This window comes from Paenibacillus tyrphae (assembly GCF_000722545.1).
GTDB classification, from domain to species: Bacteria; Bacillota; Bacilli; order Paenibacillales; family NBRC-103111; genus Paenibacillus_G; species Paenibacillus_G tyrfis.
Genome location: NZ_JNVM01000005.1, coordinates 228,684 through 255,038, shown reverse-complemented (window position 1 = coordinate 255,038; position 26,355 = coordinate 228,684). Strand labels below are relative to the sequence as shown.

The window sequence follows — 26,355 nt, the reverse complement described above, 5'->3', positions numbered from 1 at the left end:
TGGTATTTTTTAGGAGAACAACTCGTCGGCCGACCATTGTTCAGAATCACTTAGGACCATTTATTATTGAATTACAGAAAATGGGACCAACAAATTTTGGAAATATGTGTTAACATTCTTTCTAGGGTGTCGCGACTACCCTAAATAATGAAAAGGAGTATGGATAGGAATGAAAAAACTTTTCGCCACACTCTCGTTAGTCGTAGTTCTCGCAATGAGCTTCCAACCCGCTTCTGCAAAGGACACCTTGCAGAGCAACCCGACCAAAGGCTGCTATGACGATTTGGAGTCGTATCAATACAAAGTGGTCGAAACCAACTACGAAGAAGGTTTCAAAAGGATCAAAATCGAAGGAAAAGAAGCGGAAAGGTTTATTCAAAATTCGAATATGGAGAAGCCACCAGAACATGCTGAAATTGGTAGGGTGTTTTTAAAATTACCCTTAACTGAGCAAAAACCATCCACCATCGCAAGTACCCTTACAACAAGGGTACCTAGGCCCTCGAAGTATGAGGGCCTTTTTTATTGCCACCGCAACTTCCTCAAATTATATTCGTCAATTGTAAATAGTGAGTTTAATTTACATTTAAAGGAGGATTTGTTTTATGTTTAGACGCAAGCTTCTATTATCTGCACTTTGCGTAATGGTGTTTTTTTGCGGCTATAACGGTGTACATGCGGAAAAAATTAAATTTCAAGATGTTAATGAGGATCATTGGGCCATAGATACCATACAATGGGCCGTTAAGGAAAAAATAGTGGATGGGTACCCCGATAATACTTTTAAACCCGAAAAAGTTGTTGGACAAAAGGAATTTATAACCCTTCTGATCAGGACATTTAAACCTTCGGATTTTAGTCTAGATGATCCTAATAATACTGGGGAGTGGTCTTACCCATATATGCACTTTGCCTTTAGTTACGGATGGTATGTGATCGTTCCTTTCCATCAACCTAAGGGTTCTGATATTGGCCTAGCCCGGGGTCAAGCGGCCAAAATTATTGCAGATGCTACAGGCAAAAACTATAACCAACAGGATTCTATTCGTTATCTTCTGGACAACGGCTTTGTAAAAGGGAAAGTTGATAACTCCTTTGACGGATTCAAGGAAGGTGATCCACTTACAAGAGCCGAAGCTTTAACCATGATTAAGCGTATACGCTCCAAACTGGACAAATTACAAAAATCACCAAAGGAAACCGTTAAATACGAGCCAAAATCCGAAAAATAAATAATCTCCTCGAAAAGGTCGCAATGTGTTTACATGCAACCTTTTCAGTTATTAGGCTCCTATATATTCATGATAAACCAGCGGGGTATTCTATCTGCTCCTGCGTGTTCCGCCCCAATTCGTCCCCAAAACGTTTCTCCCTCGTAAAATCCTTTATATCAAGGATTTAGCAGTTCATTATTTCACAAGGTTTATACTCATCATAGGTACGTTCAAAACTACGAATATTGGGCAGCTCATTCAACGGCTTTACACAGTTTCAATTCCTCATAGGTACGTTCAAAACAGAAAACAAAAAGCTGCCCCTACTCCCCTTCTTGACAGTTTCAATTCCTCATAGGTACGTTCAAAACACCTCTGGCTGGGGGCGACGACGGCGCGGGCACGGTGGAGTTTCAATTCCTCATAGGTACGTTCAAAACTTTCCCCGCTCCTGTGCTAAAAAATGGACGCTTGCCATGTTTCAATTCCTCATAGGTACGTTCAAAACAGCAAAAAGAAGTCCAAGGTCGCACCAAGATTCACCCGGGTTTCAATTCCTCATAGGTACGTTCAAAACATTTCCCACACGAACAAGGCATTCCCGCCGAAATACGAGTTTCAATTCCTCATAGGTACGTTCAAAACGGGGAAATGGAAGGGTATCAAAACCTGTCAAAAGTGGTTTCAATTCCTCATAGGTACGTTCAAAACGAAGTTGCGCTTAGTTGCTTCGCGCTTTTGCTCATTGTTTCAATTCCTCATAGGTACGTTCAAAACGTGCGGGTCTACTAGCACTGTGGATGCTTTACATAAGTTTCAATTCCTCATAGGTACGTTCAAAACGAGCGTGTGTGGAAATGACCACAAGGGTTCTGATATGTGTTTCAATTCCCATAGGTACGTTCAAAACAAGGGCGAAGAGTTGGGGGTAGGTATTGAATTAAAAGGTTTCAATTCCTCATAGGTACGTTCAGAACCAATCCGCCCGCAAAACCATCCAACCACCATAATCGGGGTTTCAATTCCTCATAGGTACGTTCAAAACCCTTTCGGGAAATCATGGTGGCCCAAGTGACAACGGGTTTCAATTCCTCATAGGTACGTTCAAAACTTCTCGGCTGGATCATGCATAGCCTTTGGGGTGTTGGTTTCAATTCCTCATAGGTACGTTCAAAACCCGTAAAAATCCCGTCTCTACGCCATTCCCTCATATCCCACAATTCATATCTCCAACAGCTAACGCCGCAATCCCTTCTACCGTGCAGCTATCGTTGTCGTCGACCCCCGGGCTTTTTTGCAGCATTGGAGGTCGACGACAAAAAGCATAGTTAAATTATAAGGCTTTGTCCACCTTTTTCCAACCCCATGATCTCCCGATCCGAGTACTTCTGGGTACGCCAAGTATAAAAGATAACCGAATCCTCATCGTCTTCAATTATTTTGTTCAGCTCCGCCTTCAGCTTCTTCAGGTTTGTCTCCGTAATTTCCCCTTCCAGCACGGAGTTTTGGACCCAGTTTAAATATTTCCGGCATGTCTTGAGCACCCGGGCTACACGTTTCTCCCCGACATCGTACACAATGATCGCAAACAGAAGCATCACCTCTTTCCAAAACAGCTATCACGCGCCCCGCTCTTACCACAAAGCCTCAAACGGCTCGTAGCTTTTCTCGCCCATAAAATGCTTTTGCAGCTTGTACAGCTCCATGCGCAGCAGCCTGCGGTAACTAACCTCCTTATTCAGCTCTCGGTGCTTGATCGTCGTCTTTAACTTCCCTTCCCACTCGGTAATATACAGCTTGCGGCCCTTTTCCGTGAGCAAGATACCTCCCGTTTCTTTAACAAAATGCTCTTTCGTCAACTGCTTCTTGCCAATCAATGAAAACAACAGACGATCCACAAGCACCGGCTTGAAAATCTCGGCCACATCCAAATTCAGCGAAAATCTCCGAAAATTCGTCGTGTGCAAATAACCGATCCGCGGATCCAAGTGAGTATGATAAATTTCGCTCAGCACCTGCGTATACAGGATCGAATTGCCGAAGCTGATTAATGCATTAAGCTCGTTTTTGGGCGGACGTTTGGAGCGTTGGCCGAACTTGAAATCCGGGTGATCCAAAATGATATCGAACGCCTTGTAGTAGCTCTCCCGAATATTCCCTTCGTACGCCATAAGCTCCGGTATCGTTCGGGCCGCAGCCGAATTTGCCACCAAGGCTTCAATCGTATCGATCGCCGCGCCAACATCTTTATTTCTCGAACGATAATATTTCAGCACCCGCAAAATGTTATGAGCAGCGCCACGGACAAATGCCTGCGCAATTTCGTAGCGCTTCGCCTCGTCCGAATAATACTCTGCCTGCTTGAGAATCATGTACCCCGAATTCAGATGCTCCCGCGGATAAAAGCTGCCTGTATAATACTCGTAATAGTTAAAAAAGTGCAAAATAATCTCTTTCTGCGAACAAAATTCGAGCAGCGACTTATTCAAGTCGACCTCGCCGAAAATCATCAACTCTTGCGTATCCTCTACCGGGATAAACTTCCGGCCCTCTTCGCCTTCAAAGTATAACGTATTGTCCTTACGCTTCAATTCACCGGATTGAAAAATATAAATGGTTTTCTTCAAAGATTTCCCTCCAGGCTCGGTGATTCGTCCAGCAAGCTAGGCCCAACAAAACTCACGGTAAGCGCATTTCCCGCAAAATTTGATTTTTTCCGGCTTGGGCGGTACGTCTTGGTCGATGATGTGGCGAATCTGCCGGACCGCTTCTTGAAGCTCAGCCTCCCGGGCGGCATCCAATTGAACCGGCTCCTTGCGCCGTTCCTCCGGAAAACGCAGCTCGCCCCGCGCGTCAATTCCGGCAATTTTAAGCGTGTACAGGTAAAATAACAGCTGCATCGTGGCGCTTTTTAAATACGACGAGGTCTTCTTCACCTCGGCCACTACGAGTTCCCCTTGCTTGCTCGTCACAGTGTCCATCTTCACCGATTCCCACGCGACCTCTTTCTTCTCGCGGGCGTAGGCTTGCTCATGTAGGAAGCGGCCCCAGTCCATATTCTCATCCTGCTGGTCCGGCACAATCTGCCGGGACATTAACCACACCTCGCGCCGGCAGATGTAATAGTACCAGATGAACGTACCAGTAATCCCTTGGATATGTTCGGCATCACTTCCCGTGTCCGGTGCTGCGGAGTCGTTCATCGCCGTACTCCTCCCATCCATTACCAAATAAACGCCTCTTCATCGTTCGGATCGCGTATCCATCCCGTTCGCCGGTCATAGTATTGGTCTGCCTCTACCCACTCCGGACGAATCAGGACAAAACCATACTCTAATTCCCGATTACGAACATAGCGGCAATCTACATCCATTTGAAACTGTCTCAGCTTCGTTTTGCAGCGCAAATAGTTTTCCCGTCTGCGGTTTAAATCTTTTTCTTTACATACACGTTCCACGTAGTAATTCCAGAGCCAGACCGCCTTCCAGTTGTATTGAACATATACGGCAATCGTCCGGTTTTTCTTCGGAATAAGCGAGAAGTCCGACAGCTTGTCAAACTCCAGCTTTTGAAGCTGCGATAACCTCTTGCGAGATTCGCCGTTTTCCTTAAGATAAAGCAGCTTTTGGTAATAACTATCCACCATTTGCTGATAAGCTTTCTCCGGTATAGCGCCGTCATTATGTCCTGCCCGGAACTCCCTCATCGTTTCTACAGCGATATAAGCATCCTGACCGTATACGATGGCCGAATCCGCCTTTTTGGCGCTTGCCTTATGCAGCGGGATGACCACCACGGATTCTGGCGACGGCCTTCGGCCATGACGATTGCATCGCCCAGCAGCCTGAATGATCGAATCCATCGGTCCCAAATCCCGGATCACGCAATGGAAATCGACATCCACGCCCGCTTCGACCACCTGCGTAGAGACGAGTATTACTGGCAGACCGTTATCTAGCCGTTGACGTACCCGTTTCAGAACCTTTTTACGATGTTCAAAGATCAGATTCGCGGACAAGTAGTAGACGACCTCGTCGCTATCGCCGTCCATTCGTTCGCAAAAGTAATCATACACCTGAGTCGAAGTGGCAATCGTATTGACAATAATTAGAACCGAAGGAACCTTTTCCGCCTCGGCGTACGCCGCATCAAGCCATTCTTCCAGATCCAAATAACGTTCGCCAAGCAAGCGGATTTCCGTCCGGTTCATATCGGCAAAAAAACAGGTATTGTGGTATTCCGGATGGTCCAACCATTCTACCGTATCTGAGTCGGGAAAGATTTTCGGCTGGGTGGCCGTTAACAAGATCCATTTATTATCGAACTGCTTGCTGTAAGCCTTGCATAACTGCTCGGTAAGAAGCCAATAAGCAAACGGAATATTTTGCACCTCATCTAAAATGACAATCGAACCCGCCAAATTATGAAGCTTCTTCAATTGCCGGTTCTGATTGCTTAGCATCGTATGCAGCAGTTGAACATAGGTAGTGACGATGACCTCGGACTCCCAGCTCTCAATAAACATCAACTGCCTGTCAAGCGAAAGCTCGTCCGTCCCGTCCGCTTTTCCGTATTCGATTTCGCTCATATAGTGATGTTTTAATACGAGTTGGGAATTCGTTTTCCCCTGCGTAATGACATTCTGGATGACGGCATAGTTTTGGTCGATGATGCTTGTGAAGGGAAGTACGTAGATTATTCGGCGTGGCGGAGACCCTTGCTTGCTCAAGCGGTCTCGCAGCAGTAGCGCTCCTTCCAGCGCAGCAAGCGTTTTTCCCGTGCCGGTGGGCGAGGTAAACGTATGGAACGACTTGGACAGTTCTACCCTCGAGACATTCTCTACCACAATCTGCTTGACGAGATTACGTTTCACGACCATCGTATCGTTCTTCTGCGCTGCCTTGGCAAACTGACGTATCCGGTAAGCTTCGACAAGCCCCGGAGAGAGTTGGCTTGGGGGTACGCTATCGTTTTCCGCTGCGCTATGTTTGTCCGCGTCAATCAGAAAAGAGAACGCCACCTGCACCATCAACGCTAAAGACAAGTCATACTCCGGAAGCTGGCGGAAAAATCTCGGTACAAAATTATGTTTTCCGCTTAGTTGGTTCATGTGTTCTTCGAAGTGGTCGAGGAAAGCAAGCAAATGAGGTGTAAGCTCCGGGAAAGACTGATGCAGATCTTGCTCAATTTCACGCAGATTGTGCGTAATATCCTGCAACTGGGCGGCGAGATAATCCTGCTTCGACGGGACCGTATCGGCAAAATCCCGCAAGTGGCTGTGATGCTGAACAATAATAAAATAAACGATCAATGGCAAATAATACTCATGCTGCTTCCAATCCGTAGCGGAAGACCAACTCTGCTCCCGTACATATGAACCGAACAAAGCCCCAAGTAGCGAATGGTAACTTTCTTTCCCGATGCTGCGGTCCCCGGCTAGATGCTTTTGAAAAAAGCTTGTATACTTGCCGAAATCATGACAGGAAGCAAGAAGGCGGAGCAGGCGTGCCCACGCATCCCGCTCCGCTTCTTCTATCGGTGTTCGCTCAAGCATCGAAAGCACACGTCGATGAACATCCTGCATATGATCGGATAATTCCCGTTCCGGATGAGAACGAAAACGCATAAGTTCAACCTCCTCGACGCTTGGGTGATCACAGTAATCTATTCCCGGCTCGTAAGCGGTAAGACATACAGCGGCTCGTCATTGATCCGCAGACGATATATCCCATGCTTCACCCTTGCCGTAACGGGATGGCCGTTTGGTTCGTAGATCACTTGAGCGACTCCGGTCAGACGGCGTTCAGCGGCAAAATCGCAAGGGATTCGATCCCGCATGTATTTTCTTACCGGGGCCCCTTCTCCTGCTTGCACATAGGAGATATCCTGCAATTGCTCGATCGGGCAGACGGTGACGATTTCAATAAGCTCATCGGACTTGTCCGCGTGCTCCAATTCGAATTCGCCAATCCAACGAACGTGGCCCAGTGCCTCGCTAAGTCCGAGATAGATAGGATAATACGTTTGATTTTCCTTGAGCAGACTGCTCAACTTCTCCAGCAGCGCTTCATCCCGGTGGGAGAAATAAATCCGGTAGCCTACTTCCCCTTTGCCGACGCCGTCGATGTTCGTCACCCATTCCACCGGAATTTGCATCGGACCAGCGGAGCCGTTTAAATCTTTCGTCCCTTTGACCCACATGTAATTGACGGTCTGACTCATCCGTTTGACAGGCTCCATAATCTGTACGCAGACAAAGGCTTGCTCCTCGCTCATCAGCTCGTAATAGCTGTCCCTTTCCAGGCCCAGAATAGCGGCGATCATCCCGCACGCCGTGGTTCTCGGGGGAAATTCGTAGCTGAGCGAGGTCGAGTTGGCGTAAAACTTGCGGAAATGCGCGAAACTCCCCCGCACTTCAAAAACGACCGTTTTCATAAGTTCACCTAACCGTCGATGCGATGCAGTTTGGTCTGTAGTGCGGAAGGAAGCAATTCACTAAACGCACCTGCTGCGCCCTGAGAGCTAACTTTCAAATCCGTATCTTCCCATAGATGAATACGGTGAATCTTGTCCTTGACCTGCTCCAGCTTCGTTATTAATCGTTCTGCGTTCAACTCAACGTCATTAATCTGGTTGAGTGAGTCCCCGAGCGGATCGAGCTTGTCTCGCCAATCTCCGATCAAGGTCAGATCGTCTACATATTCTACACGCATATAGAGTCGGGGGCTTTGACCGATTTTGCTGCGGGTTGCCAGAAGCGGAATAGATCTCACGAGCGCCTCATCCAGCAGTTGTACATCCTCTTCAGTCAATCTGGTCCACTGTGCTCGTTTCCCACTGATGAGCCCGTAGAAAGACAAGAACGAATAAACGACCCGGTAATCCCGGCCCATCGTGCCTTGACTTTGTTCGCCTGTCGAGCTGAAATGCGTGGTAATCGTGCTTTCCATGATCGTCACCGGATTGAGCGAGTAGCCCCAGGAGAACTGCACCGGCCCCGTAAACGTAAGCGGCATCCCTTTCACCGGCATTGTCGCCCCGAATAAACGCACATCGATCAGTTGATCCAGCAGCCATGCTTCATGCTCGGCGTTCCAGGTTTTCTTGTCCACCTTCCCCGGAAGCTCCGCCAACAGAGGTTCGAGCCGCTTCTCGGCATTGACGGTCTTGCCGTCTACCTTCCCAACGTACAGCGATTTGCCCTGCAATTCCAAGTAATCGCGGATATAGCGTTTGAGCCGGACATCGGAAACCAGATTGCGTTTCGACTCGTAATCCATCCGTGGCCGATTCTCATCGTCGACGTTTCCATTCGGGTTGGTCATCTTGGCATCGTACAGAAACAAGATTTCACTATTGTTCATCGTCATGCTCCTCTTCGTCTAAGATATCATCGGCCGCCCGATATTCGTCCGGTTGTCCGTCCACTGTTTGTCCGCCGTTATACTCGCGCGGTTTCATGCTGATCCCAACCTGAAAGATATAACCAGAAATAATGTAGTGAACCGTTTCCTGCTCGTTCAATTTCCATTGTTCCGTTATCGAAAATCGAGATAAATGGAGCAGCCGGATCAACTCCAAATAAAAACCGTCAAATCGGGTTCGGGGAAAGTATTCATATACTTTACGGTAGTACTCGGCCTTTTCGAACACTTCCGTCATCAACCTTTGCAAATGATGCTCGGATATCCCCTTGAAATTGATCTTCTGCATAATTGGTTTGGATTTAAGCTTCGCCTGCTGCGCGTCGGCGACGAATTTGATCGTGCCCCCCAGCAAAAACATGGCAGCTCTCGCCTCGTCAAAGCCGGAAGCTTGAATATACGCTTGCTCCGTCTCCAATTCTTCCAATAATTCAATCGCCATATCGCCTGCTCCTTCCCGCTTCAAATTCCCGATCTCCTCCAACCAGCGAATATAATGCATTTGTTTCCAACCCATTCCTATCCATGCAAAATCGCTGCCGGATTCGTTAGACAAATCTCGCCTGCTGCCGATCTGAAGGCCGCCTGTCGTTCCGTGGTATACCCTTCCTAGTAGGGCGACAAATGCTTCAATCAGCTCCCGTCGGTCAAGCTTGCGGCCGATCAAGATCGAATCATAGAGCTGCATTAACATCTGCGGATTTTTGACCTTGCCCTTGCCGTCCACCTGCAGCGGAATCATATAATACAAGCTTTCCAGCGAAGGTCTGTTGGCTCGAAAATGTTCAGCAATACCCTGAAAATATTCGCGGACTTCCTCTCCCTTATCTAGCATGAGCGTGATCCGGCTCGGAGAGATATCCTTCACATGACGATAGACTTTAAATTCACTTTTATTTTCTTCGAAAAATAAAAGATTGATCAGCATTTGGGTACGAATGCCGTCCAAAGATTCGATTGCGCCTAGTTCTTTTTTCAGGCCTTCTTCGATCTTTCGAGCTTCCTTCTGAGTCGCCAGTGCGCGCACGTCGCTGTATACTTCATTAATCGTCTCTCGAATTTCTGCGACGTCGTAGGCAGCCGAATCGAGAAATTCCGGAATCATATAGACGTTGAAGGAACCGATACGCAGCCGCAGCCGGTTCATAATATACCGTTCGCCTAACAGTAGCTGCCAGACTCCCGTGCGGCTCAATTGAAAATTGCGTTCGAATCTTCCTGTCAAGGAACTGGAGAAATTTAATTTATCTGTGATGTAATATTTGAATTTGAACTTCGTTAAATCGGCGCTTACCTCGGCTTGCTGCCCTGTGACGCAACATATGCCTTCCTGCGCTTTATCGAACATCGATACCTGATCGTCAAGCACGGCGCGAATATAATCGGGATGACGTGCAATCAGTTGACCATCGATGCTAAATGCGAATAAATCGATCTGTTCCGGCGCAATTTGCCTCTCTCTTTTGACCCAATCCAGCAATTCTTTCGCTACAAGGCCGGGCCGTTCTTTGTCGGCAGCTTCGCTGCGAATTTTGTTCGTAAATCCGGCATTTACGATGCCGACGGCTTCCAGATCCAATAAATAACGGTAGCGGTTCTTCGGGTCCAGTTCCATATCCAGCACAAAATAATCCGCCAACACTTGCCGGATGCTTTCACCCAGCGGAGAATTTCCCGGCAGCTTGTCCAGCACAGCAGGCAGCACTTGGGAACAGAGATGCCGAAGATCATGTCCCGTCGTGTGGTACTGCAATCCCGCCGCTGGAACGATCCCGATATAATGAAGCCGCTGCGGCGTATAGTCGAAATCTTCCCGTCGTGTATTGAATTCAGGGAGCTGTATGGTGCATTTTTTTGATTTTGTCGAAAAATCAAGAATCAGATAGTGAGTTTGTCCCTTGCTGCTGTCGGGCCGCCGAAAGCGGACCAAGGAACGAATCAACTGCTGCGGGTCTTCGCTGTACTGCAGCTTCCCCAATGAAGCGATAGCATCGATCATTGGACGCCCCCCTCTCTTGGTTATCGCGCCACATGACTATCATACCATAAAAACCAACTATTGGAATATTTGGATCAGTCATTTATCCTGGTTTTTTCCGAATTTTGTCACATCTTCACCTTTGTCTCCAAATGACTTACCACGGTGAATAAGCCTGCCCCGTTGGAGGATTTTGCCCCAAGACCCACATCGTAAACAAGCTTTAGAAGCTCCGGATCTCCTTGCAGAATAAATTCGCCTAGCCAACCTTTGATGATTGTTTTTTTGAAAGTAAAAATGACTTGTTTGGGATGCCGCTTATCAAGAGGAGTAAGGGTGAGTGTGCGGTCAAGCGGATCTTTGCCGAAGATGGCTTCATATTTCTTGCGGGCGTTGGCAGCAATCAGTTCGCTGAAATCATCTTCGGTGGGGGCGTAGAAGTAGGTTTTACGTTTCTCATTATGCATGAACGTGCTGTACATCGTAACAGGAGTGAGAAAACGTATCCTCATGCACTCGCTGATCTTTTCCTCGATCTGCTCGACAGAAAGGACGGTTGTCCGCTGATGTCCGATCATTACGTAATCTTTGGTGAATAGCGAGGAGACGAGTTCTTTCATCAACTGTTCGTCGCAGGTGGAGAACAAGAAGGAGACCGGGGAGCTGAATGCGAGTTTGCCTTCGGATGCGGTGTGCTTCCCTTGCAGCCTGGAAAAGCAGAAGCCTTTGAAATTACGGTTCTCGTATTTGTAGCCCTCATTGTGAAGGTGTTCGCGATATTGCTCGTTGCGAATACTTGCATAGATTAATCCGTGCAGCAGCTCGAAATGATGTACAGGCACGATCAGTTGGCCGGGGAATTGGAGCGTTATTTTGACTCGCAGAGGGAATCACCTGTTTTCTTTATTATTATTTCTGTTTGATATAGTTCCATTATATAACATAAAGTGAAATTACCAACATAAAATTCAAAAAAAGAGGCACATAGAACATCAGTTCCAAGCGCCAATTTTCCTTATAGGTAGATGCATAGCTGTCAAAAAGAAAAAATAAGTTTCAACTCCTGCACAGGTAACTCAGTTATTCATCACTTTTAACAAAGTATTATAGACAAACAATGCAATGTTTACAAGGAAAGCATGATTGCATTCTCCTAAGAGGAGGTGGTTTCATGGAAATAAAAGATATTTTAACGTTGATGTTGATGTTGATGTTGATGTTCATGTTCGGCATGTTCATCCTCGCTTTACTTGCCTACTTAAAAAAGAAGTAGGCCTCCCTTGGTTTTTACGGACCAGGAGCCTAGCTTCAATCCGTTTTTCAAAACATGCCGCCCCTGTAGTGGATATTGTTCTTGAGACCCATGTCTCTCCTAATTGGACATATCATGATTGATTATACTGGCAACTATCATAGAAAAAACTCGGTCAAAACCAAGGTAAAAAGCCGTTTATTATGGCTCACTCCATTTAATGCTAAAAAACTCCACGTAGTTTGTTTCGCTTCTAATTTCAGACATGATCGGGGTTCGCTAATTTGACACTCAACAAAGGATTGTGTTATTTATTTGCTTTTAAGTCCATTCAAGCTACAATATGCTACAGGTAAATAATTTTTATAGCTTGGAAAAAAGAAGGCAAATCATTATAATTTAGCTATGTTCATTTTGTCGTCGACCCCCAATGCTGCAAAAAAGCCGGGGGATCGACGACAAGGATAGCCGCGTGGCGAAAAGGATTGTGCGTTAGCAATTGTAAAAACGAAATTTTGGGATATGCAGGAATGGCGTAGTGGCAGGGTTTTTATGGGTTTTGAACGTACCTATGAGGATTTGGAACTTTGAACCTGATGGCCGCAGTAATACCTATCATTTTCCGTTTTGAACGTACCTATGAGGATTTGGAACGAGATTCGACGGGAGGAACGTAAACCGGATTGGAACGTTTTGAACGTACCTATGAGGATTTGGAACAGGCTCAGGTTGATCCGTTTGGTCACCCATTGTCTATGAGTTTTGAACGTACCTATAAGGATTTGGAACTTTTTGTTTTCGTGTTGTTGAAGTAGGCGAGGGTCATTTCGTTTTGAACGTACCTATGAGGATTTGAAACTTGGTTTGGATCTGCTTCCAAAGCCGATCCGACGTAACGTTTTGAACGTACCTATGAGGATTTGAAACCACAAGCTTTTCCTCGGGCATAACGTAGAGGGTGGTACGGTTTTGAACGTACCTATGAGGATTTGAAACGTGTCAGCAAGCCATCTCCAGCCGGCGGCGGAGGCGTTGTTTTGAACGTACCTATGAGGATTTGTAATGCAAAAATGGATAGCGCTTAATTTCTGTTTCGAATGTCCCCGTATAGGGATTTGAAACATTCTTAAACGCTGTTGCGGCTTGTAAAGACAAGAGACCCAAGGCTATCGCTCATGGGTCAATATGGATATTAAGTTGAGTATTTTCGGATAATTGAGTCTAGAGCAACTGCGGCATGTTTAAAGCCGTCGCTTACTCCATTAGCATACATTTTTTCGGCTTCATCCTGTTTCTTTTTAGCCTCAGCATCCCAAATAATTTGAATATAACTTAGGTCTATAATGAGTTTTTTTAATTCTTGAAACATATCTCCTCCATGTTTTAGGTCTCCAAATATTGACCGTTTGATGTTAAAAGTTATTAAGCAATAACTACCGTATTTTTTAAATCGAGGTTCATACTAAGCGTTAAGAGATCAAAAACTTAACAATACAATTAAAAAATGAATGAAAAAGCCAACCCATTTTTTTCTCAGCGGCCCTGGCGAACTACAAATTATATCACCACCCTTGATGTCGACACCTTTAACGTGTCATCAAGTCTATTATATTCCGACCCACTAAAAGTGTCAATCTTGTGCTATTTCTTCGATTGACATGTGTACGCAGGTACTCCTACAATTTGAACAGAGGTGAGTTTACATTGATTCATTCAAAGCTCAAACTAATTCTTGACAAGAGAGGAATCTCTATTCGCCAGTTAGCGAAAGATATTGATTATCGTTTCGATAGTGTACGCGCTCTGTATAACGATCAAACGGAACGTTATCCACGAGAGCTTTTAGATAAGCTCTGTTCTTATTTAGGCGTTAATGTTAGCGATCTGTTAGAATACCGAAATGATGATTCCGAGAACCCGCCAATTGACTGACTTTCTTATCACGCTCGCTTTTAGGCTCAGAACTTTTTGGATATTTTGAAATGGCTCAGTAACGCTATTTTACGGGTTTTGAACCTACCTATGAGGAATTGAAACTCCAAAGTGTGGCAACTGACTCATCCCTTCCCCTACTACCCCACAAAACATGCATCGATAAAAAACCGAAAGCACTGCGAATCCCAAGGGAGCTACCCCTTCGTTTCGCAGTGCTTTAAATTGTTTATTTCGATGAAAGATTGTTACTCTACCAACAACTTTACAAAAATCCTCGCTCCATCCTGCTTATACCGAAGCTATAAACTTTGCACATCCCCTAGCCACTAATTTAAGTAAGCCGAATTAATGTAGAAGAACTCAAACTTGCTGTCGCTGAAATTGGCGAAGGAAGCTTTCAATTTGTCGTTCGTGTGGGCGCTGTACTGCATCGTTACGGTATCGTTAGCCACGACAAACATCACATGAGAGTAATCCAATGCGCTGATAAAACCGCCGGCCGGCGTGGTAGCTTTCGTGGTTTTGTAGAAATATTTCTTGGTGCGCACCATGTAATCTTCCAACCCATTGCTAATATTGCGGCCCGTGTTTACCCAGGCAATCGACTCGGGCTTCCACGTACTATCCGTAGGAATCCCGCCGGCATACATGGCTTGGGAAACGTAATTCGCGCAATCGACTCCGCCGCTTTCTGTATGAAACTTGTAGTTTTTATTCCACTTGCTTGTGTCGTAATAAGGCGAGCCAGTTACCGTAGACGTGTACTTGTTCGCATAATCTCTTGCCGCAATCCGATTGTATGTAAAAGCCGCTTGGGGCTGGACTGCGCTTCGCACCGTGAAAGCGCGATTGGTAGTAACCGCTTCCAACAAATCCATTTGTCCATGCTTCATCATCGTTTCCTCGTTTTCAGGAACGAAGTGGGCCGCCGGAATCCAATCCATATAATTCAAAAATTCAAGCTTCGCACTTTGGTTATCGATATTGCCGTTGATGACTTTGGCCGTGAGCCGGAACGAGTCGTTCTGCTCCGTTGCCGTGCCGATATATTCGCTGAGGTCTTTAAGCCGGTCGCTGATGACTTGTTCGGATTCCATGGCGCTGATCGCGTTGGTTTGCTTTAATACGGCGGATTGACTCTTCATTCCTTTGACGTAGGGAATTTCGTCGACCGACTTGGCTTTTAACGTTTTGCTTAAAGAAATATTGACCCTTGCCGTCAGCACATTGTCTTTCACCGAATACTCGGAGATGTCGCTGTCGATGGTATTCAGCGTGTAGTAAGGCTTGTAGGCTTGCCCGACAAAATCGACAACGAATTTTTGGGCCTCGTCCCGGACTTTCGCATCTCCCGCCTTCAAGGCCGTGTCATCGGCGAAAGCAACGGCCGAAGTTAAGGCAAATAACATGATTGCGCCTGCAGCTATTTTTTTACCCAGCATCATCATTTCTCCTCCTCAGTTTGGATTGGCATCGGTGGCGATCTGATCCCGCGCACAATGCAACTATATAACAAATAGTCCGGCCCTCAGAGGATTATGAATGATCCTGCAGAAAAATGGCAATATGATGCACGGAAAATGTCGAAAAACGGCCCCTCTCATAGCCTATTGAAACTCCGCTTGATCCATCCTTTAGATTAAGAAATATTTAGAACTAAAAGGAGGATTTTTGTATTTTTTACATAATTATTTATGTTAGATTTTATTCCACTTTTTAGGAGGAATCTCGAATGAAGGCTCGTTATGTACTAGGCATTTTATCTTTAGCGACACTGCTCACGGTCAGCGCGCCATGGGCAAGCTATGCGGCGGAAGCGGCAAAGGACAGCGGCAGCACAATAAACAAGGAGCTGCAGCAATTGGACGCGGAAGCCAAGCTGGCAAACGAGCAGGCTTACGTCGTGCCCGATACCTTATTGGCAGCATTCGAAGCAGCATCGAAGCAGTATAAGGTCCCCCGTGATTTGCTCATAGCCATCGGCTGGACTGAATCGCGGCTAAGTAACCATGTAGGCCTTCCTAGTTTTGAAAACGGTTACGGGATCATGAATCTCGTTTCCAACCCGGTCAAGCAGACGCTGGAGAAAGCTTCCCGCCTTTCCGGACTCGACGTGAATTTGCTTAAATCGGACGATAAGTCGAACATTATGGGAGCGGCCGCGCTTCTTGCCGATTTTCAAAAGACGGCAAATCCCGAATTCCGGGAATCGCCCAATCTGCCGGACTGGTCCGGCTCCGTCAAAATGTATCTGGGCTCGGAAAACGACGAGCTGAACGCCTCTTATCTTCAGCAAGTGCTGGGCACTTCCAAGCTGCTTATTCCATCGGGTAATAAGGTAACGATTAAAAACGAAATCGTCATTTCCACTCTTGGCGGTCCGCCAGTGGTGAAACCGATTTGGAAAGCGGCGCATTCCTCCAATTATGAAACCGGAAACCGCGGCCGCGGAACCATTACGCATCTGGTGATTCACGTCATGCAGGGCACTTACGCCGGCTCCATCAGTTGGGCGCAGCAAAAGCATGACGGGCCTTCGGCCGCGCACTATTATGTAAGAAGCTCGGACGGAGAAATTACCCAGATGGTCAAGGATAAAGATATTGCCTATCACGCCCGCAGCGCGAACTCTTACACCATCGGGATCGAGCACGAAGGCTACATTAACGATCCGGGAAAATGGTTTACCACGACCATGTACAACGAGTCGGCCAAGCTGGCGGCCCTCATGTGCTACAGCTACGGAATTCCGGTCGATCGGGATCACATCAAAGGGCACAGCGAGTACCCGAATCAGACCCATACGGACCCGGGGTCCGGTTGGGATTGGACGACGTACATGCGTTACGTGAACGCCTGGTACGCCGAATACAAAAGATGGGAATAAATCTTTTGGCGAGGGGACGCCTGAAAAGAAGAGCCATGGTTTTTATCATTCTCAGTCTTGTTGCCGTCGCGGGCTGCAATCACGCCGATACGGCCGGGAAGCGAGAGCCCGCTCTATCGTTCGGCGGGATTTCGACGGGGGCTTCGGAGGAAGAAATAACCGGGATCATGGGCAAACCGTCGGAGAGCAGCGCCAAAGACCAAACGAAAGAAATTCACTACATCGGCGCAAACGGGCCGAACGCCACATTCGTCCTCGTCAATAACCGTCTGGTGAAAGGATACTGGTATCCTTCGGTTTTTGACGCCAAGGTGAAGATTCCGATCACCAAAGAAGATCTCGATTTGTCCAAACCGCACAAGCTCGAACAAGTCGATTGCTACGAAACCGCCAAATGCGATCATTATGTTTTCGAACAGGGGAAGCAAAAATTACAGATCACGATGGATTGGGAAAATAAGCGGATCGACCGGGTTATTCTGGAATGATCTTACGTTCCGCGTAATAAGGCAAGAATCGCCCGCGCGCATCAAAAAGAAGCGCCGCGGCGCTCCGTACAATTTGTAAAAGGCCGCCAAGCGCAATGCGCCGGCGGCCTTGTTTTGGTCCCTGTATTACAGCTTGTTGAACGTATCGGTGAGCACCGGTACGATCTGCGATTTGCGGGAGACGACGCCTTTGAGCACGGCTTTGTTGTCGTCCAGCTTCACGTTGTACGCTTGCTCCACGGCATGCGCGGCGCGGCCGAGGGCCAAGCCGATCGAATCGTTGTTCAGGATGTCCGTTACGACGAAGAGGAACAGGTCCAGGTTTTTCTCCGCGATGACGCCGGAGAGTGCCGCTTCCAGCTCCGCTTGGCGCGACAGCACATCGTTCGTGTCGACGGCGTTCACTTGGGCGATTTCCACTTTGTAGCTGCCCATTTGGAATTCTTTGGCGTCGAGCGTGATCAGTTGGGCGATCGTTTTGTCGCTCAGATCGGCGCCGGCTTTGAGCATGTCCAGACCGTAGGCATCGGCGTTCACGCCGGCGATTTCGGCCAGCTCGCGGGCAGCGGCTACGTCTTCATCCGTGCAGGTAGGCGACTTGAACAGGAGCGAGTCGGAAATGATCGCGGACAGCATGAGACCGGCGATTTCTTTCGGAATGGCGACCCCGTTTTCTTTGTACAACTTTTTCAGAATCGTCGCCGTGCAGCCGACCGGCTCGGCACGGTAATAGAGCGGACCACTTGTCTCGAAGTTGGCGATGCGGTGGTGGTCGATGACCTCCAGCACGCGAACCTGATCGATGTCGGAGGCACTTTGCTGGCGCTCGTTGTGGTCAACCAGAATGACGTTTTTCGCTTCGCTTGCCACCGTCTCGACGAGGCGCGGCGCTTCCGCTTTGAAGTAGTCAAGCGCGTATTGGGTTTCCCCGTTTACGCTGCCCAAGCGGACAGGCTCAACATTTTGGCCTAGCTGAGTTTTCAAATGCGCATACGCAAGGGCAGAGCAGATCGTATCGGTGTCTGGGTTCTTATGTCCGAAAATAAGTACTTTATCCATCCTTATTCTCCTTACTTGTTTTGTTTTGGCGAGAAAAGTATACCGTACATCCACATTCACAATCAAGATTTCCCATGCAGATTATATCGCAAAACTAGCATTATTCCTATCCCTTTAATAGAAATATTTAAGTTATTATTCGGCGGATAATGCCTATCGTAACATAAATCTGAATGTCTCCGTCCCCATCGGACTCCGCATATTGAACAAAGGCGATTCGATCGCTAAGTATCCAATAAGCACTGATGCTCGCATAGCTGCTAAAAAAGTATTCTGAAGCATCGAATATAGAATGATCTTGGCTAGTAGGTTCAGGCATGAAATCACAAAAAACCTGTTTTTCGTCCCCGGCAATATATTGAGGTTCGGCAAACTTCAGTTCATCCTTTATTAAATCAACAATATCAACAAAAAAATGAGAATTATCCTCTTTATTTTGTTTTATTGTCATTTCGTATTGTTTCCAGCGTCTATCTTCATCCTGAAGCAATTCCTCATCGTCTTCGCCAAACCGCTCCGAATCCTCATAATCGAGGCTGATCATTTTAACGATTTGATTCGTATTATCGACAAAAAATTCGGCTCCCCCTAATGAATCGGATCCCCAGTGATCGATGGGCGTCTCTTCATCCGGAAAAGCGTTTTCCATCATTTCTTTCATGAATTGAGGCGTATTTTTAATCTTGGTGACAAACCCTTCATTAAATCTGCTGTAAAAATCACGATTTAATTTCATCAATCCTACATCTCCTCCCTCGCCCTATTTTAACATCCGCTTCTCCGGACGCCAAAACGTTTGGATAAAACTTTACCCAATGGAAGACAATATTGGTAAATTGGGTAACGAACTCCAAACGGTGAGAGCACATGCCAACCATTTCACTCCTGCAAGCATCCATGATTCTGATGTTGTCGACGGGATTGATGAATCATGTCATCATTATTCCGGTTATGCTGGAGGTATCGGGCAGGGACGCTTGGATCTCCGTCCTCTTTGCGACGGTCTTATATATGGTATGGCTGGCCTTGATCTATTGCATCGTCCGGCGAACCGGGAACCGGCACATTGCGGAGTGGATCCGCGTCCGGTTCGGTAAGTTTTGGGCCGTCCTCTTCGCAGCCGTCTTTGCCACTTATTTATTGTACATCGGCGCCGTCACGACCGTGGATACGATCAAATGGTCCCGGATTTACTTGCCGCTGATGCCCGGACTTTCCCTTACAGTCCTGCTCGTAGGGATTTGCTTTTACAACGCCTATAAAGGGCTGCGTAGCATCGCTATGACAGCCGCACTGCTGCTTCCCATTGTCGTCGTTCTCGGTTTCTTCGTCATGTCGTCCAATATCCCGCACAAAAATTACGGTTTATTGCGGCCCTTTTTCGAAAATGGCTACGACCCCGCACTGCGGGGAATTCCGTATATCGGGGCCGGCTTAAGCGAATTATTCGTCCTGGTTTTGATGCGGCATCGCATTCGCAAATCAATAAAGTACTTTCATCTTCTGGCGTTAGGCATCATCTTGGTAGGATTGACCATGGGACCACTGATCGGAGCGATCGTCGAGTTCGGGCCGGTCCGAGCCAGTTTGCTCCGGTATCCGGCGTTTGAAGAATGGAGATTGGTGAACCTCGGAAAATATATCGAGCATCTCGACTTTTTGTCCGTATACCAATGGCTGGCGGGGGCTTACATCCGGATTTCCTTGGCGATGTATCTGATCGCAGACATGGCAAGCCTTCTATGGAAGCATAAATCGCTTCCATGGCTGATCGTGTGCTCGGGGGTGTTCGTTGCCGCGCCCTACTTCCCTGTGATGGGCCTGCGGTTTCTCGGCACGCTGCAAACGACGCTGCCCTATATATCGGGCGCAGTGCTGGCGCTGTCCTTAACGCTCGCAGGAATGACTTTGCTGCCCCGTCGCCAGAAAGGGAATGGACCATGAACACTCATCATGAGCTGCCGCCTGTAAAAAACGAGCCGTATTTGCGCTCGGTCTATGAGGATAGCCAGGACATTTTGTTCTTAACTGTCGAATATCCGGTCTCTTCGGGCGAAAGCACGCGACTGCTGCTTTATTATTGCCACGGCCTGACCGATACCGACAAGTTAAACCAAACCGTCCTGCCAAGACTGATGGAAGCCGTCCCGGACTTCGCGAGCGGCGCTCCGCACTCCCTTTCCGGCATCACCGGGCTGAATCTGCAGCCTGTCGAGGGAAAGGACTGGTTTCGGCAGGCCAATGACCTGCTGTTCCGAGGCCACCTGCTGATTCTGACGGAATCGGACCGCTTATACAGCTGCAATCTGGCCGCTCCGCTGAGCCGAACACCGGAAGAGCCCAAGACGGAAACCTCCTTGCTGGGTCCCCGGGACGGCTTTATCGAACATCTCGATACGAACGTCGCGCTTATCCGGAAACGGCTGCTATCCCATCATCTGAGCTATAAGGAATTCCGCGTCGGCCTCAAATCCCGCACCCGGGTCGGTTTGATGTATATGGAAGGAACGGCGGACCCGCGCACCGTTCGGGTGGTAGAGGAGCGCATCTCCAGGCTGGAGATGGATGGCCTCGTCAGCATTTCGGAGCTGATCGAACGGATCGTCGATTCCAAATTCGCGCTGTTTCCCGCCGCTTATCATTCGGGGCGTCCGGATTTCGCCGTCCGGGCTCTGCTGAAAGGCAGGCTGGTCATTCTCTTCGACGGATCGCCCACCGTTGCGATCGCGCCGATTACCGTGACGTTCGCCTTCAAATCCGCCGAGGACGCGCATACTCATTTCTACTTCGTCGCCTTCGGCCGACTGCTGCGCATGTTCGGTTTGTTGCTGGCCGTTTTTTTGCCCGGGTTCTGGATCGCGCTGCTGACGTTTCATCAAGATCAGTTTCCGGTGAGCATGTTGGCGACGATTGTCATCTCACGGCAAGGCGTCCCTTTTCCGAGCCAGCTTGAGCTGTTCGCCATGCTGATCCTGTTCGAGCTGTTCCGCGAAGCGGGGATGCGCCTGCCGCCTAACATCGGGCAGACGCTGTCGGTGGTAGGAGGCCTCATCATCGGTCAAGCCGCGATCAGCGCGGGTCTGGCCTCGCCGAGCATGGTGGTCGTAATGGCCACCAGCATGGTCGCTTCCTTCGTAACGACGACCCAGACGCTGTTTGGAACAATCTCGATTTTGCGCATTTTCGTGCTGCTCTTGTCGGCGAGCTTCGGCTTGTTCGGCTTCCTGCTCTCGGTCTTTGCGATCATCACCTACCTGGTGAACCAGACCTCCTTCGGCGTTCCGCTCATGGCGCCGCTGTCTCCTACGTCCTTCAAGGAGATTGTTCCAGAGTTTTTTCGCACCCCGTTCAACCGACTGACGAAAAGGCTCCGCTTTTTGCAGAAGATATTGCCCGAACGGGAGGAATGACCGATGCGCAGGCATCCCTTGCTCCAGCTGATGCTTATTTTACCGCCGCTCCTGCTGCTCTCCGCCTGCGGCATGAGGTCCGTCGAGCAAGTCATTTACCCGAATGCGATCGGTATCGATTATGTGAAAGGCCAATATAAGGTGTACGTCCAAGTGATTGATTTTACGAACATCGCCAAGGTCGAGAGCGGCGGACGGCGGGCCAATCCGAGCAATTTTATCGGGGAAGGCACGGCCTCCACCTTCGATGAAGCCGTCTTTCAAGTGTACCGCACGTCCCATCAATCCGTTTCGTGGAGTCATATCTCCGCGATCGTCTTCAGCAAAGCGCTGCTGGAGCACGGAATCACGGACGTCATGGATCTGTGGGGCCGGTTCAACGAATTCCGGCAGACGCCTTGGGTATTCGGAACCGAACGTCCGATGCGGGAGATTTTGTCGGCTAATCCGATTCTGAACATTTCGATGCTGTATTCCCAGCTTAGCAGTCCGATGGACATCTACCGGCAAAGCTCTTTTATCGAGCCGCTGCGGCTATACCATTTTATGTCTACTCTGTACGAGCCCGGAATGACCTCTCTCCTGCCTTCCATCGACATTAACGAAAAGGCCTGGACGAAAAACACAGAGCCGCATAAGAACCTGATGATGGACGGAGTGTATGGCATGAAGAAGGACAAGCTGGTCGCGGCGATGCCGAATAAAGATTTGCTCGGCAATCGCTGGATGAACCGGTCTACTGCCCGGGGCGTGCTTGCGCTGGGCGATCTGAAACGGCCGACGGCGGTGGTGGTCATGCAGAAGCCGAAAGCCGTGATCACTCCCGTAGTATCGCAAAACCGGGTAAGCTTCAACATCGAGGTATCCACTTCCGGCGGCGTATTTCAATATAACCGTCCAATGGACGAAAAAGAAATTCAGCGGCAAGCGGAGCAGAAAATAAAAGAAGAAATCGAGCACACGTACCGCAAAGGACTGGAGCGTAAAATGGATGTGCTGCAGCTCTCCGACGCTCTATACCGCCAGGACCCGAAAAAATGGCAAAAACTCGCCCAAAAGGACGAGTTTTTCCTGACCAAGGACTCTCTGCGAAGCGTTAAGGTGAAGGTCCGAATGGACAATTCGCAAAAGCTGAAGCTGAAACGGCCTTCCATGTTAAAAGAGAAAAGCTGAGCCGCTTCCACTACGAACCATCGGAGGCAGCCTGCCGCAGCGCCGTCAGCCGCCCGGCCACGGCGTCCAGCCGGTCCTTGATCAGGATGGCGTCCGCATACGTGGCCGGGATGCCGGCGTAGCCGTAATACACGCCCGCCAGCCCGCCGGCGATGGCGCCGATCGTGTCGCTGTCGCCGCCGAGATTGGCGGCCCGCTGAACGACATCGGCGAAGCCGTCGCCCTGCTGGAGGCAGTAGAGCGCCCAGCGCAGCGTATCGACGACGAAGCCGGTCGGCTCGCAGTCCGGCACTTCGGCCAGCGCGGAAGCGTACGGCGTGCCCTGCGTCTCAGCCGCCATCGCCGGGCGCAGCTCTTCACCGTTCAGCAGCCGCAGCACGATGCGGTTGTACAAGCCGCACGCTTCGTTGCAGCGCTCGTCGTAGTGCGTCATCTTCGACTGCATCCGCGACATGCGGTCGATCCGGTCGGGGGCGGCATAAGCTAGCGCCACCGGCAGGCAGCGCATCAGCGAGCCGTTGCCCGCGCTGCGGCCCAGGTCTTGATCGGCCAGAAAGGCCGCTTCGAACCAATGGCCTTCATACCGCGCGAACGCCCGCCGAATGATATTCCCGATATCCTTCGGATCGGAACGGTACCACGCCAGGAAGCGCTCCCCGATGCTCGCCATCGGGTCGTCCGGGCGGTCGAGAATGCCCTCCGCCACGCAAAGCGTCATCATCGTGTCGTCCGTGACTTCTCCCGGTTCGAGGTCCCATACGCCCCCGCCGATGATGTCGGTCAAATAGCCGTACTTGCGGTGAATTTCCTTGGCGCTCATGAATTCGGTCGTCCCGCCGAGCGCATCGCCGACGGCGACGCCGTACAGCCCGCCTTTGATACGGTCCGCCATGCTTTTTCTTCCGTCGTTCATCCCGATTTCCCCCTCCTATAGTTCAGCCCACGGTGCGCCGAGGCTCGCATACTTGCGGTAGCGGCTCAGCACCCGCTTCACCTGTGCGATCCGTTCCTCCAGACTGCCGTGCAGCGGAATGTAAGGCACCCGCCGCGCCGCCAGATCGGCCGCGATCTGCTTCTGGAACACGCGGCGCTGCACGTCGCCCGAACGGTCCCACGTGTCGTCGTACGGGATGTCGTCGCCGCACATAAAGACGAGATCGTAACGCGAAGCCGCCTGCGCCGCCAAGTTCCGTAGGCGCGGCAGCGCCATCCCGTGGTAATAGTGCGCGAACATGAACGTCGTGATCGCATTCGTATCGACGAACAGGTAGCCGTTCGCCTCCGGCAGCAGCTTTTCCTCCCGGGCCAGATGCCCCTCGGCAATCTCCACCAACTGGTCCGGCGTCAGCCGGCGGTCGGTCTGATGCTGCTCCCAATACTCGCGCCCGTACTCCGGCATCCAGACCGTTCCGAACTCGCGGGCCAGCGCATCGCAAACGGTCGTTTTGCCGGTCGATGGCGCGCCAAGAAAGACGACGGTCGTCACCAGATCCCGGTACACCAGCGGATGGACGAACGCCCGGTTCGCGGGCGGGTCATGCCGCACCGCCGTTCCCGATACCGGAAACGCCTCCCGCCTCGGGTCAACCTGCCGGTTCACGGCATTCAACGCTTCGCTCATATGCTCGCCGTACGGCTCGCTGGAATAAAAATGTGTCACTCTCCGCCCGCCAAGCAGGCCGAGGATATAATCCTCCTGCGCCTTCTTGATCTCCGGCGTATAGCCCGTTTCCGTCGGCCCGTCCCAAGCCTCGATCACCTCGACCTCGGGATACAGGGCGCGAATCCAGTCCGCCCGCACCGTCAGCGGAATGTCCGTTGTTTCGGGACAATCGTAGATGACGACGATTATGTGATCCGTCTCCGCGAGAGCCGTTTCGATCATATATTGGTGCCCCCGATGCAGGGGCGCGAATTTGCCGAGCGTCAGCCCGACCGTTAATCGCTTGTCGCTCATAAGCCCACCCCCATGCGGCCCGACCGCTTCGCCGACCGATATTCGCTGCGCCACTGGATCAGTCCGCTTGTTGCGATCCCGAGGAAAATAACGTACAACAACGCAAAAGTATACAGCTCTTTATACGCATACATCCCGATCGACAGCACGTCGACCACAATCCAGAAATGCCAGTTTTCCAGCACCTTGTTCGACAGCAGCAGCTGCGCGAGAATGCTCAGCGTCGCAATAAACGCGTCCACATAAGGGATCGACGCGTCCGTGAAGCGGGCGAGCACGTAGCCCCAGCCAGCCGTCACGATGACGAGCATCAGCGCCAGCCCCAAGCCGAGCTGCGGCGTCATCCGCCGTGTCGGCCGCACCTTCGCCTGACCGCGTTTGGTCAGCCAGACGATCCATCCTTGAATGCTCAAGACGAAAAACACGACCTGCAGCGTCATATCCGCATACAGCTTCGCATCGTAGAACGTGACGAAAAAGCACGCCACGTTCACCAGCCCGACGGGAAAGCACCAAATGTTTTGCCGCGCCGTCAGCCATACGCTGAGCAGTCCGCTCGTGGTCGCCGCAATCTCCAGCGGCGTCGATGATGTGAAATAAGCGACCAGCAGCATGCAGGCGAGCAGCCCGACCATCGTATACCATCTGTCCATGAATCTCATCCTCCCGATGTGGTTCTACGTTGACAACACAATTTCAATACTTTCAAAACGACTATATTGGAACCTAAAAAAATTAGCTGTACAACGACAGCTTCGGCAGATTGCCGGTAAAACGGTACAACTGTGCGGCGCGCTGCGAGTAGCGGTTCGATTTCTTCGGTTCCCCGTTCACGTCGCGAATCTCCTCCAATACTCCGCTGCGGCTCTGGGTCGATTTCATTTTGCGGATGAAATTCGCTTCCTCGAAGTCCGGCACCACCGTCCGGATGACCTGATACAGCTCGCCGAGCGTGAACTCATCCGGCAGAAACTCTCCGGCAATCGGGGTGACCAGCATGCTCTGCTTGACCCGCTCCAGCGCATCCGAGAGAATCCGCCTGTGGTCGAAGGCCAGCTCCAGCCGGGTCAGCGCCTCGGACACCGGGAACAGCGCCACCTCCGCCGCATCGTCGGCGGCAGCCCGCGCGGCCAAATATTTCTCATGCACCAGCGCGAAAAAAGCATGGGAGATAATCCATCCCCGCGGGTCCCGGCCCGGGCCGCTGTAGACGTTGAAGTATTCCATATGAACGCCGTCCACGCCGGTCTCCTCCTGCAGTTCGCGCCTCGCGGTCTCGTACATCGACTCCGTCTCCCGGGAGAAGCCTCCGGGCAGCGCCCACATGCCTTCGTACGGCCATACCTTCCGCTTGATGAGCAGCACCTGCAGCTCCCGCTTCGGCAGCGATTTCGTCGCCGTCGGCTGCGGCTCGGACGTAATGGTGAAGATGACGATATCCGCCGGCGCCCCGTCCGGCGTCCGGTATTTGCTTGCCGTATAGTTCGAACCGTTTTCCATAGTCATGCCGCCGCTCCTCCTTTTATTTTCCGTTTCAATAATATCATTATGACATTTTTGATTCATTTGTCAAGACCG

At 49.9% G+C, this 26,355-nt stretch carries 25 protein-coding genes and 2 CRISPR repeat arrays; of the genes, 9 read left to right on the top strand and 16 right to left on the bottom strand.

Features of this window, described 5'->3' with window-relative positions; genetic code table 11:
• The first annotated feature begins 169 nt into the window (after window positions 1-169).
• Complete coding sequence (locus ET33_RS06820) at window positions 170-613, top strand: hypothetical protein (RefSeq protein ID WP_036678295.1); 444 nt, start codon at window positions 170-172, stop codon at window positions 611-613.
• Window positions 606-1,232: an S-layer homology domain-containing protein gene (locus tag ET33_RS06815; protein WP_051775145.1), complete on the top strand. Its 627-nt coding sequence runs from the start codon at window positions 606-608 to the stop codon at window positions 1,230-1,232. Before ET33_RS06820 ends, ET33_RS06815 begins: the two co-directional genes overlap by 8 nt.
• 189 nt (window positions 1,233-1,421) lie before the next feature.
• Window positions 1,422-2,057: direct repeats of the CRISPR family, unit length 30 nt; unit sequence GTTTCAATTCCTCATAGGTACGTTCAAAAC.
• 485 nt (window positions 2,058-2,542) lie between these two features.
• Here the strand turns inward: ET33_RS06815 and cas2 are convergent.
• From cas2 to cas6, 8 genes are all read right to left on the bottom strand, one after another.
• A complete protein-coding gene (gene cas2, locus ET33_RS06810; RefSeq protein WP_036678504.1) occupies window positions 2,543-2,806 on the bottom strand; it encodes a CRISPR-associated endonuclease Cas2 in 264 nt (87 codons plus the stop codon).
• A gap of 42 nt (window positions 2,807-2,848) precedes the next feature.
• Entirely contained in the window at window positions 2,849-3,841 is a 993-nt protein-coding gene (cas1b, locus tag ET33_RS06805) for a type I-B CRISPR-associated endonuclease Cas1b (protein ID WP_036678292.1), read from the bottom strand.
• A gap of 36 nt (window positions 3,842-3,877) precedes the next feature.
• Window positions 3,878-4,417 carry a CRISPR-associated protein Cas4 gene (gene cas4 / locus ET33_RS06800; RefSeq protein WP_051775144.1) on the bottom strand — a complete coding sequence of 180 codons (540 nt, stop codon included), beginning with the start codon at window positions 4,415-4,417 and terminating at the stop codon, window positions 3,878-3,880.
• Window positions 4,418-4,437: 20 nt separating this feature from the next.
• The gene (locus ET33_RS06795) at window positions 4,438-6,840 is read right to left on the bottom strand and encodes a CRISPR-associated helicase/endonuclease Cas3 (protein ID WP_036678289.1); all 2,403 of its coding nucleotides are present in this window, start codon (window positions 6,838-6,840) and stop codon (window positions 4,438-4,440) included.
• A 38-nt stretch (window positions 6,841-6,878) separates the two neighbouring features.
• Window positions 6,879-7,649, bottom strand: a complete 771-nt coding sequence (gene cas5 / locus ET33_RS06790) for a CRISPR-associated protein Cas5 (protein ID WP_051775143.1) — start codon at window positions 7,647-7,649, stop codon at window positions 6,879-6,881.
• A gap of 8 nt (window positions 7,650-7,657) precedes the next feature.
• On the bottom strand, window positions 7,658-8,578 hold the full coding sequence (gene cas7b, locus ET33_RS06785; protein WP_036678286.1) for a type I-B CRISPR-associated protein Cas7/Csh2: 921 nt from the start codon (window positions 8,576-8,578) through the stop codon (window positions 7,658-7,660).
• The gene (gene cas8b / locus ET33_RS06780; RefSeq protein WP_036678283.1) at window positions 8,568-10,637 is read right to left on the bottom strand and encodes a type I-B CRISPR-associated protein Cas8b/Csh1; all 2,070 of its coding nucleotides are present in this window, start codon (window positions 10,635-10,637) and stop codon (window positions 8,568-8,570) included. Before cas8b ends, cas7b begins: the two co-directional genes overlap by 11 nt.
• A 107-nt stretch (window positions 10,638-10,744) precedes the next feature.
• A complete protein-coding gene (cas6, locus tag ET33_RS06775) occupies window positions 10,745-11,458 on the bottom strand; it encodes a CRISPR-associated endoribonuclease Cas6 (RefSeq protein ID WP_036678280.1) in 714 nt (237 codons plus the stop codon).
• 275 nt (window positions 11,459-11,733) lie between these two features.
• Between cas6 and ET33_RS40575 the strand changes: the two genes are divergently transcribed.
• A complete protein-coding gene (locus tag ET33_RS40575; RefSeq protein WP_407668082.1) occupies window positions 11,734-11,889 on the top strand; it encodes a putative holin-like toxin in 156 nt (51 codons plus the stop codon).
• Window positions 11,890-12,424: 535 nt separating this feature from the next.
• Window positions 12,425-12,928: direct repeats of the CRISPR family, unit length 26 nt; unit sequence GTTTTGAACGTACCTATGAGGATTTG.
• A gap of 132 nt (window positions 12,929-13,060) precedes the next feature.
• Here ET33_RS40575 and ET33_RS39185 read toward each other — a convergent pair.
• Window positions 13,061-13,237 carry a hypothetical protein gene (locus tag ET33_RS39185; RefSeq protein WP_167336422.1) on the bottom strand — a complete coding sequence of 59 codons (177 nt, stop codon included), beginning with the start codon at window positions 13,235-13,237 and terminating at the stop codon, window positions 13,061-13,063.
• 335 nt (window positions 13,238-13,572) lie between these two features.
• On the opposite strand from ET33_RS39185, the gene ET33_RS37260 reads away from it, so the two are divergent.
• On the top strand, window positions 13,573-13,800 hold the full coding sequence (locus ET33_RS37260) for a helix-turn-helix domain-containing protein (protein WP_081890223.1): 228 nt from the start codon (window positions 13,573-13,575) through the stop codon (window positions 13,798-13,800).
• A gap of 329 nt (window positions 13,801-14,129) precedes the next feature.
• Here ET33_RS37260 and ET33_RS06770 read toward each other — a convergent pair whose 3' ends face one another.
• Complete coding sequence (locus ET33_RS06770) at window positions 14,130-15,248, bottom strand: amidase domain-containing protein (protein WP_235206653.1); 1,119 nt, start codon at window positions 15,246-15,248, stop codon at window positions 14,130-14,132.
• Between the two features lie 287 nt (window positions 15,249-15,535).
• Here ET33_RS06770 and ET33_RS06765 point away from each other — a divergent pair, with 287 nt between their 5' ends.
• Together ET33_RS06765 and ET33_RS06760 are read left to right on the top strand one after the other, a co-directional pair.
• Window positions 15,536-16,690: an N-acetylmuramoyl-L-alanine amidase gene (locus ET33_RS06765; RefSeq protein ID WP_036678276.1), complete on the top strand. Its 1,155-nt coding sequence runs from the start codon at window positions 15,536-15,538 to the stop codon at window positions 16,688-16,690.
• 35 nt (window positions 16,691-16,725) lie between these two features.
• Complete coding sequence (locus tag ET33_RS06760) at window positions 16,726-17,178, top strand: hypothetical protein (RefSeq protein ID WP_036678272.1); 453 nt, start codon at window positions 16,726-16,728, stop codon at window positions 17,176-17,178.
• Between the two features lie 126 nt (window positions 17,179-17,304).
• Here the strand turns inward: ET33_RS06760 and ET33_RS06755 are convergent, their stop codons facing one another.
• Both ET33_RS06755 and ET33_RS06750 read right to left on the bottom strand, forming a co-directional pair.
• The gene (locus ET33_RS06755) at window positions 17,305-18,237 is read right to left on the bottom strand and encodes a manganese-dependent inorganic pyrophosphatase (protein WP_036678269.1); all 933 of its coding nucleotides are present in this window, start codon (window positions 18,235-18,237) and stop codon (window positions 17,305-17,307) included.
• A gap of 127 nt (window positions 18,238-18,364) precedes the next feature.
• Window positions 18,365-18,976, bottom strand: a complete 612-nt coding sequence (locus ET33_RS06750; RefSeq protein ID WP_161783527.1) for a hypothetical protein — start codon at window positions 18,974-18,976, stop codon at window positions 18,365-18,367.
• A 128-nt stretch (window positions 18,977-19,104) separates the two neighbouring features.
• Here ET33_RS06750 and ET33_RS06745 point away from each other — a divergent pair, with 128 nt between their 5' ends.
• From ET33_RS06745 to ET33_RS06735, 3 genes are read left to right on the top strand one after another with little or no spacing between them, the layout of a single operon-like run.
• Window positions 19,105-20,181 carry a GerAB/ArcD/ProY family transporter gene (locus ET33_RS06745; protein ID WP_081890222.1) on the top strand — a complete coding sequence of 359 codons (1,077 nt, stop codon included), beginning with the start codon at window positions 19,105-19,107 and terminating at the stop codon, window positions 20,179-20,181.
• A complete protein-coding gene (locus ET33_RS06740) occupies window positions 20,178-21,647 on the top strand; it encodes a spore germination protein (RefSeq protein WP_051775141.1) in 1,470 nt (489 codons plus the stop codon). The genes ET33_RS06745 and ET33_RS06740 overlap by 4 nt, the downstream gene beginning before the upstream one ends.
• Window positions 21,648-21,650: 3 nt before the next feature.
• Entirely contained in the window at window positions 21,651-22,820 is a 1,170-nt protein-coding gene (locus ET33_RS06735) for a Ger(x)C family spore germination protein (protein ID WP_051775140.1), read from the top strand.
• Window positions 22,821-22,830: 10 nt separating this feature from the next.
• Here the strand turns inward: ET33_RS06735 and ET33_RS06730 are convergent, their stop codons facing one another.
• The 4 genes from ET33_RS06730 to ET33_RS06715 form a co-directional block, all read right to left on the bottom strand.
• A complete protein-coding gene (locus tag ET33_RS06730) occupies window positions 22,831-23,733 on the bottom strand; it encodes an ADP-ribosylglycohydrolase family protein (RefSeq protein WP_036678262.1) in 903 nt (300 codons plus the stop codon).
• Window positions 23,734-23,748: 15 nt separating this feature from the next.
• Window positions 23,749-24,777 carry an AAA family ATPase gene (locus ET33_RS06725; RefSeq protein ID WP_036678258.1) on the bottom strand — a complete coding sequence of 343 codons (1,029 nt, stop codon included), beginning with the start codon at window positions 24,775-24,777 and terminating at the stop codon, window positions 23,749-23,751.
• Window positions 24,774-25,430: a nicotinamide riboside transporter PnuC gene (gene pnuC, locus ET33_RS06720; RefSeq protein WP_036678255.1), complete on the bottom strand. Its 657-nt coding sequence runs from the start codon at window positions 25,428-25,430 to the stop codon at window positions 24,774-24,776. The genes ET33_RS06725 and pnuC overlap by 4 nt, the downstream gene beginning before the upstream one ends.
• Window positions 25,431-25,512: 82 nt before the next feature.
• Window positions 25,513-26,283 carry an NUDIX domain-containing protein gene (locus ET33_RS06715; RefSeq protein ID WP_036678251.1) on the bottom strand — a complete coding sequence of 257 codons (771 nt, stop codon included), beginning with the start codon at window positions 26,281-26,283 and terminating at the stop codon, window positions 25,513-25,515.
• Window positions 26,284-26,355 lie beyond the last annotated feature (72 nt).

Excerpts from the sequence above, each read along its gene's own strand:
- ET33_RS06740 (WP_051775141.1), top strand. The coding sequence starts at position 20,178 with ATGAACACTCATCATGAGCTGCCGCCTGTAAAAAACGAGCCGTATTTG.
- cas8b (WP_036678283.1), bottom strand. The coding sequence starts at position 10,637 with ATGATCGATGCTATCGCTTCATTGGGGAAGCTGCAGTACAGCGAAGAC.
- ET33_RS06795 (WP_036678289.1), bottom strand. The coding sequence starts at position 6,840 with ATGCGTTTTCGTTCTCATCCGGAACGGGAATTATCCGATCATATGCAG.
- ET33_RS06760 (WP_036678272.1), top strand. The coding sequence starts at position 16,726 with ATGGTTTTTATCATTCTCAGTCTTGTTGCCGTCGCGGGCTGCAATCAC.
- cas5 (WP_051775143.1), bottom strand. The coding sequence starts at position 7,649 with ATGAAAACGGTCGTTTTTGAAGTGCGGGGGAGTTTCGCGCATTTCCGC.
- ET33_RS06770 (WP_235206653.1), bottom strand. The coding sequence starts at position 15,248 with ATGATGCTGGGTAAAAAAATAGCTGCAGGCGCAATCATGTTATTTGCC.
- ET33_RS39185 (WP_167336422.1), bottom strand. The coding sequence starts at position 13,237 with ATGTTTCAAGAATTAAAAAAACTCATTATAGACCTAAGTTATATTCAA.
- cas7b (WP_036678286.1), bottom strand. The coding sequence starts at position 8,578 with ATGAACAATAGTGAAATCTTGTTTCTGTACGATGCCAAGATGACCAAC.
- ET33_RS06725 (WP_036678258.1), bottom strand. The coding sequence starts at position 24,777 with ATGAGCGACAAGCGATTAACGGTCGGGCTGACGCTCGGCAAATTCGCG.
- ET33_RS06745 (WP_081890222.1), top strand. The coding sequence starts at position 19,105 with ATGCCAACCATTTCACTCCTGCAAGCATCCATGATTCTGATGTTGTCG.
- ET33_RS06755 (WP_036678269.1), bottom strand. The coding sequence starts at position 18,237 with ATGGATAAAGTACTTATTTTCGGACATAAGAACCCAGACACCGATACG.
- ET33_RS06820 (WP_036678295.1), top strand. The coding sequence starts at position 170 with ATGAAAAAACTTTTCGCCACACTCTCGTTAGTCGTAGTTCTCGCAATG.
- cas4 (WP_051775144.1), bottom strand. The coding sequence starts at position 4,417 with ATGAACGACTCCGCAGCACCGGACACGGGAAGTGATGCCGAACATATC.
- ET33_RS40575 (WP_407668082.1), top strand. The coding sequence starts at position 11,734 with ATGCAATGTTTACAAGGAAAGCATGATTGCATTCTCCTAAGAGGAGGT.
- ET33_RS06735 (WP_051775140.1), top strand. The coding sequence starts at position 21,651 with ATGCGCAGGCATCCCTTGCTCCAGCTGATGCTTATTTTACCGCCGCTC.
- ET33_RS06765 (WP_036678276.1), top strand. The coding sequence starts at position 15,536 with ATGAAGGCTCGTTATGTACTAGGCATTTTATCTTTAGCGACACTGCTC.
- ET33_RS06730 (WP_036678262.1), bottom strand. The coding sequence starts at position 23,733 with ATGAACGACGGAAGAAAAAGCATGGCGGACCGTATCAAAGGCGGGCTG.
- ET33_RS06815 (WP_051775145.1), top strand. The coding sequence starts at position 606 with ATGTTTAGACGCAAGCTTCTATTATCTGCACTTTGCGTAATGGTGTTT.
- pnuC (WP_036678255.1), bottom strand. The coding sequence starts at position 25,430 with ATGGACAGATGGTATACGATGGTCGGGCTGCTCGCCTGCATGCTGCTG.
- ET33_RS06715 (WP_036678251.1), bottom strand. The coding sequence starts at position 26,283 with ATGACTATGGAAAACGGTTCGAACTATACGGCAAGCAAATACCGGACG.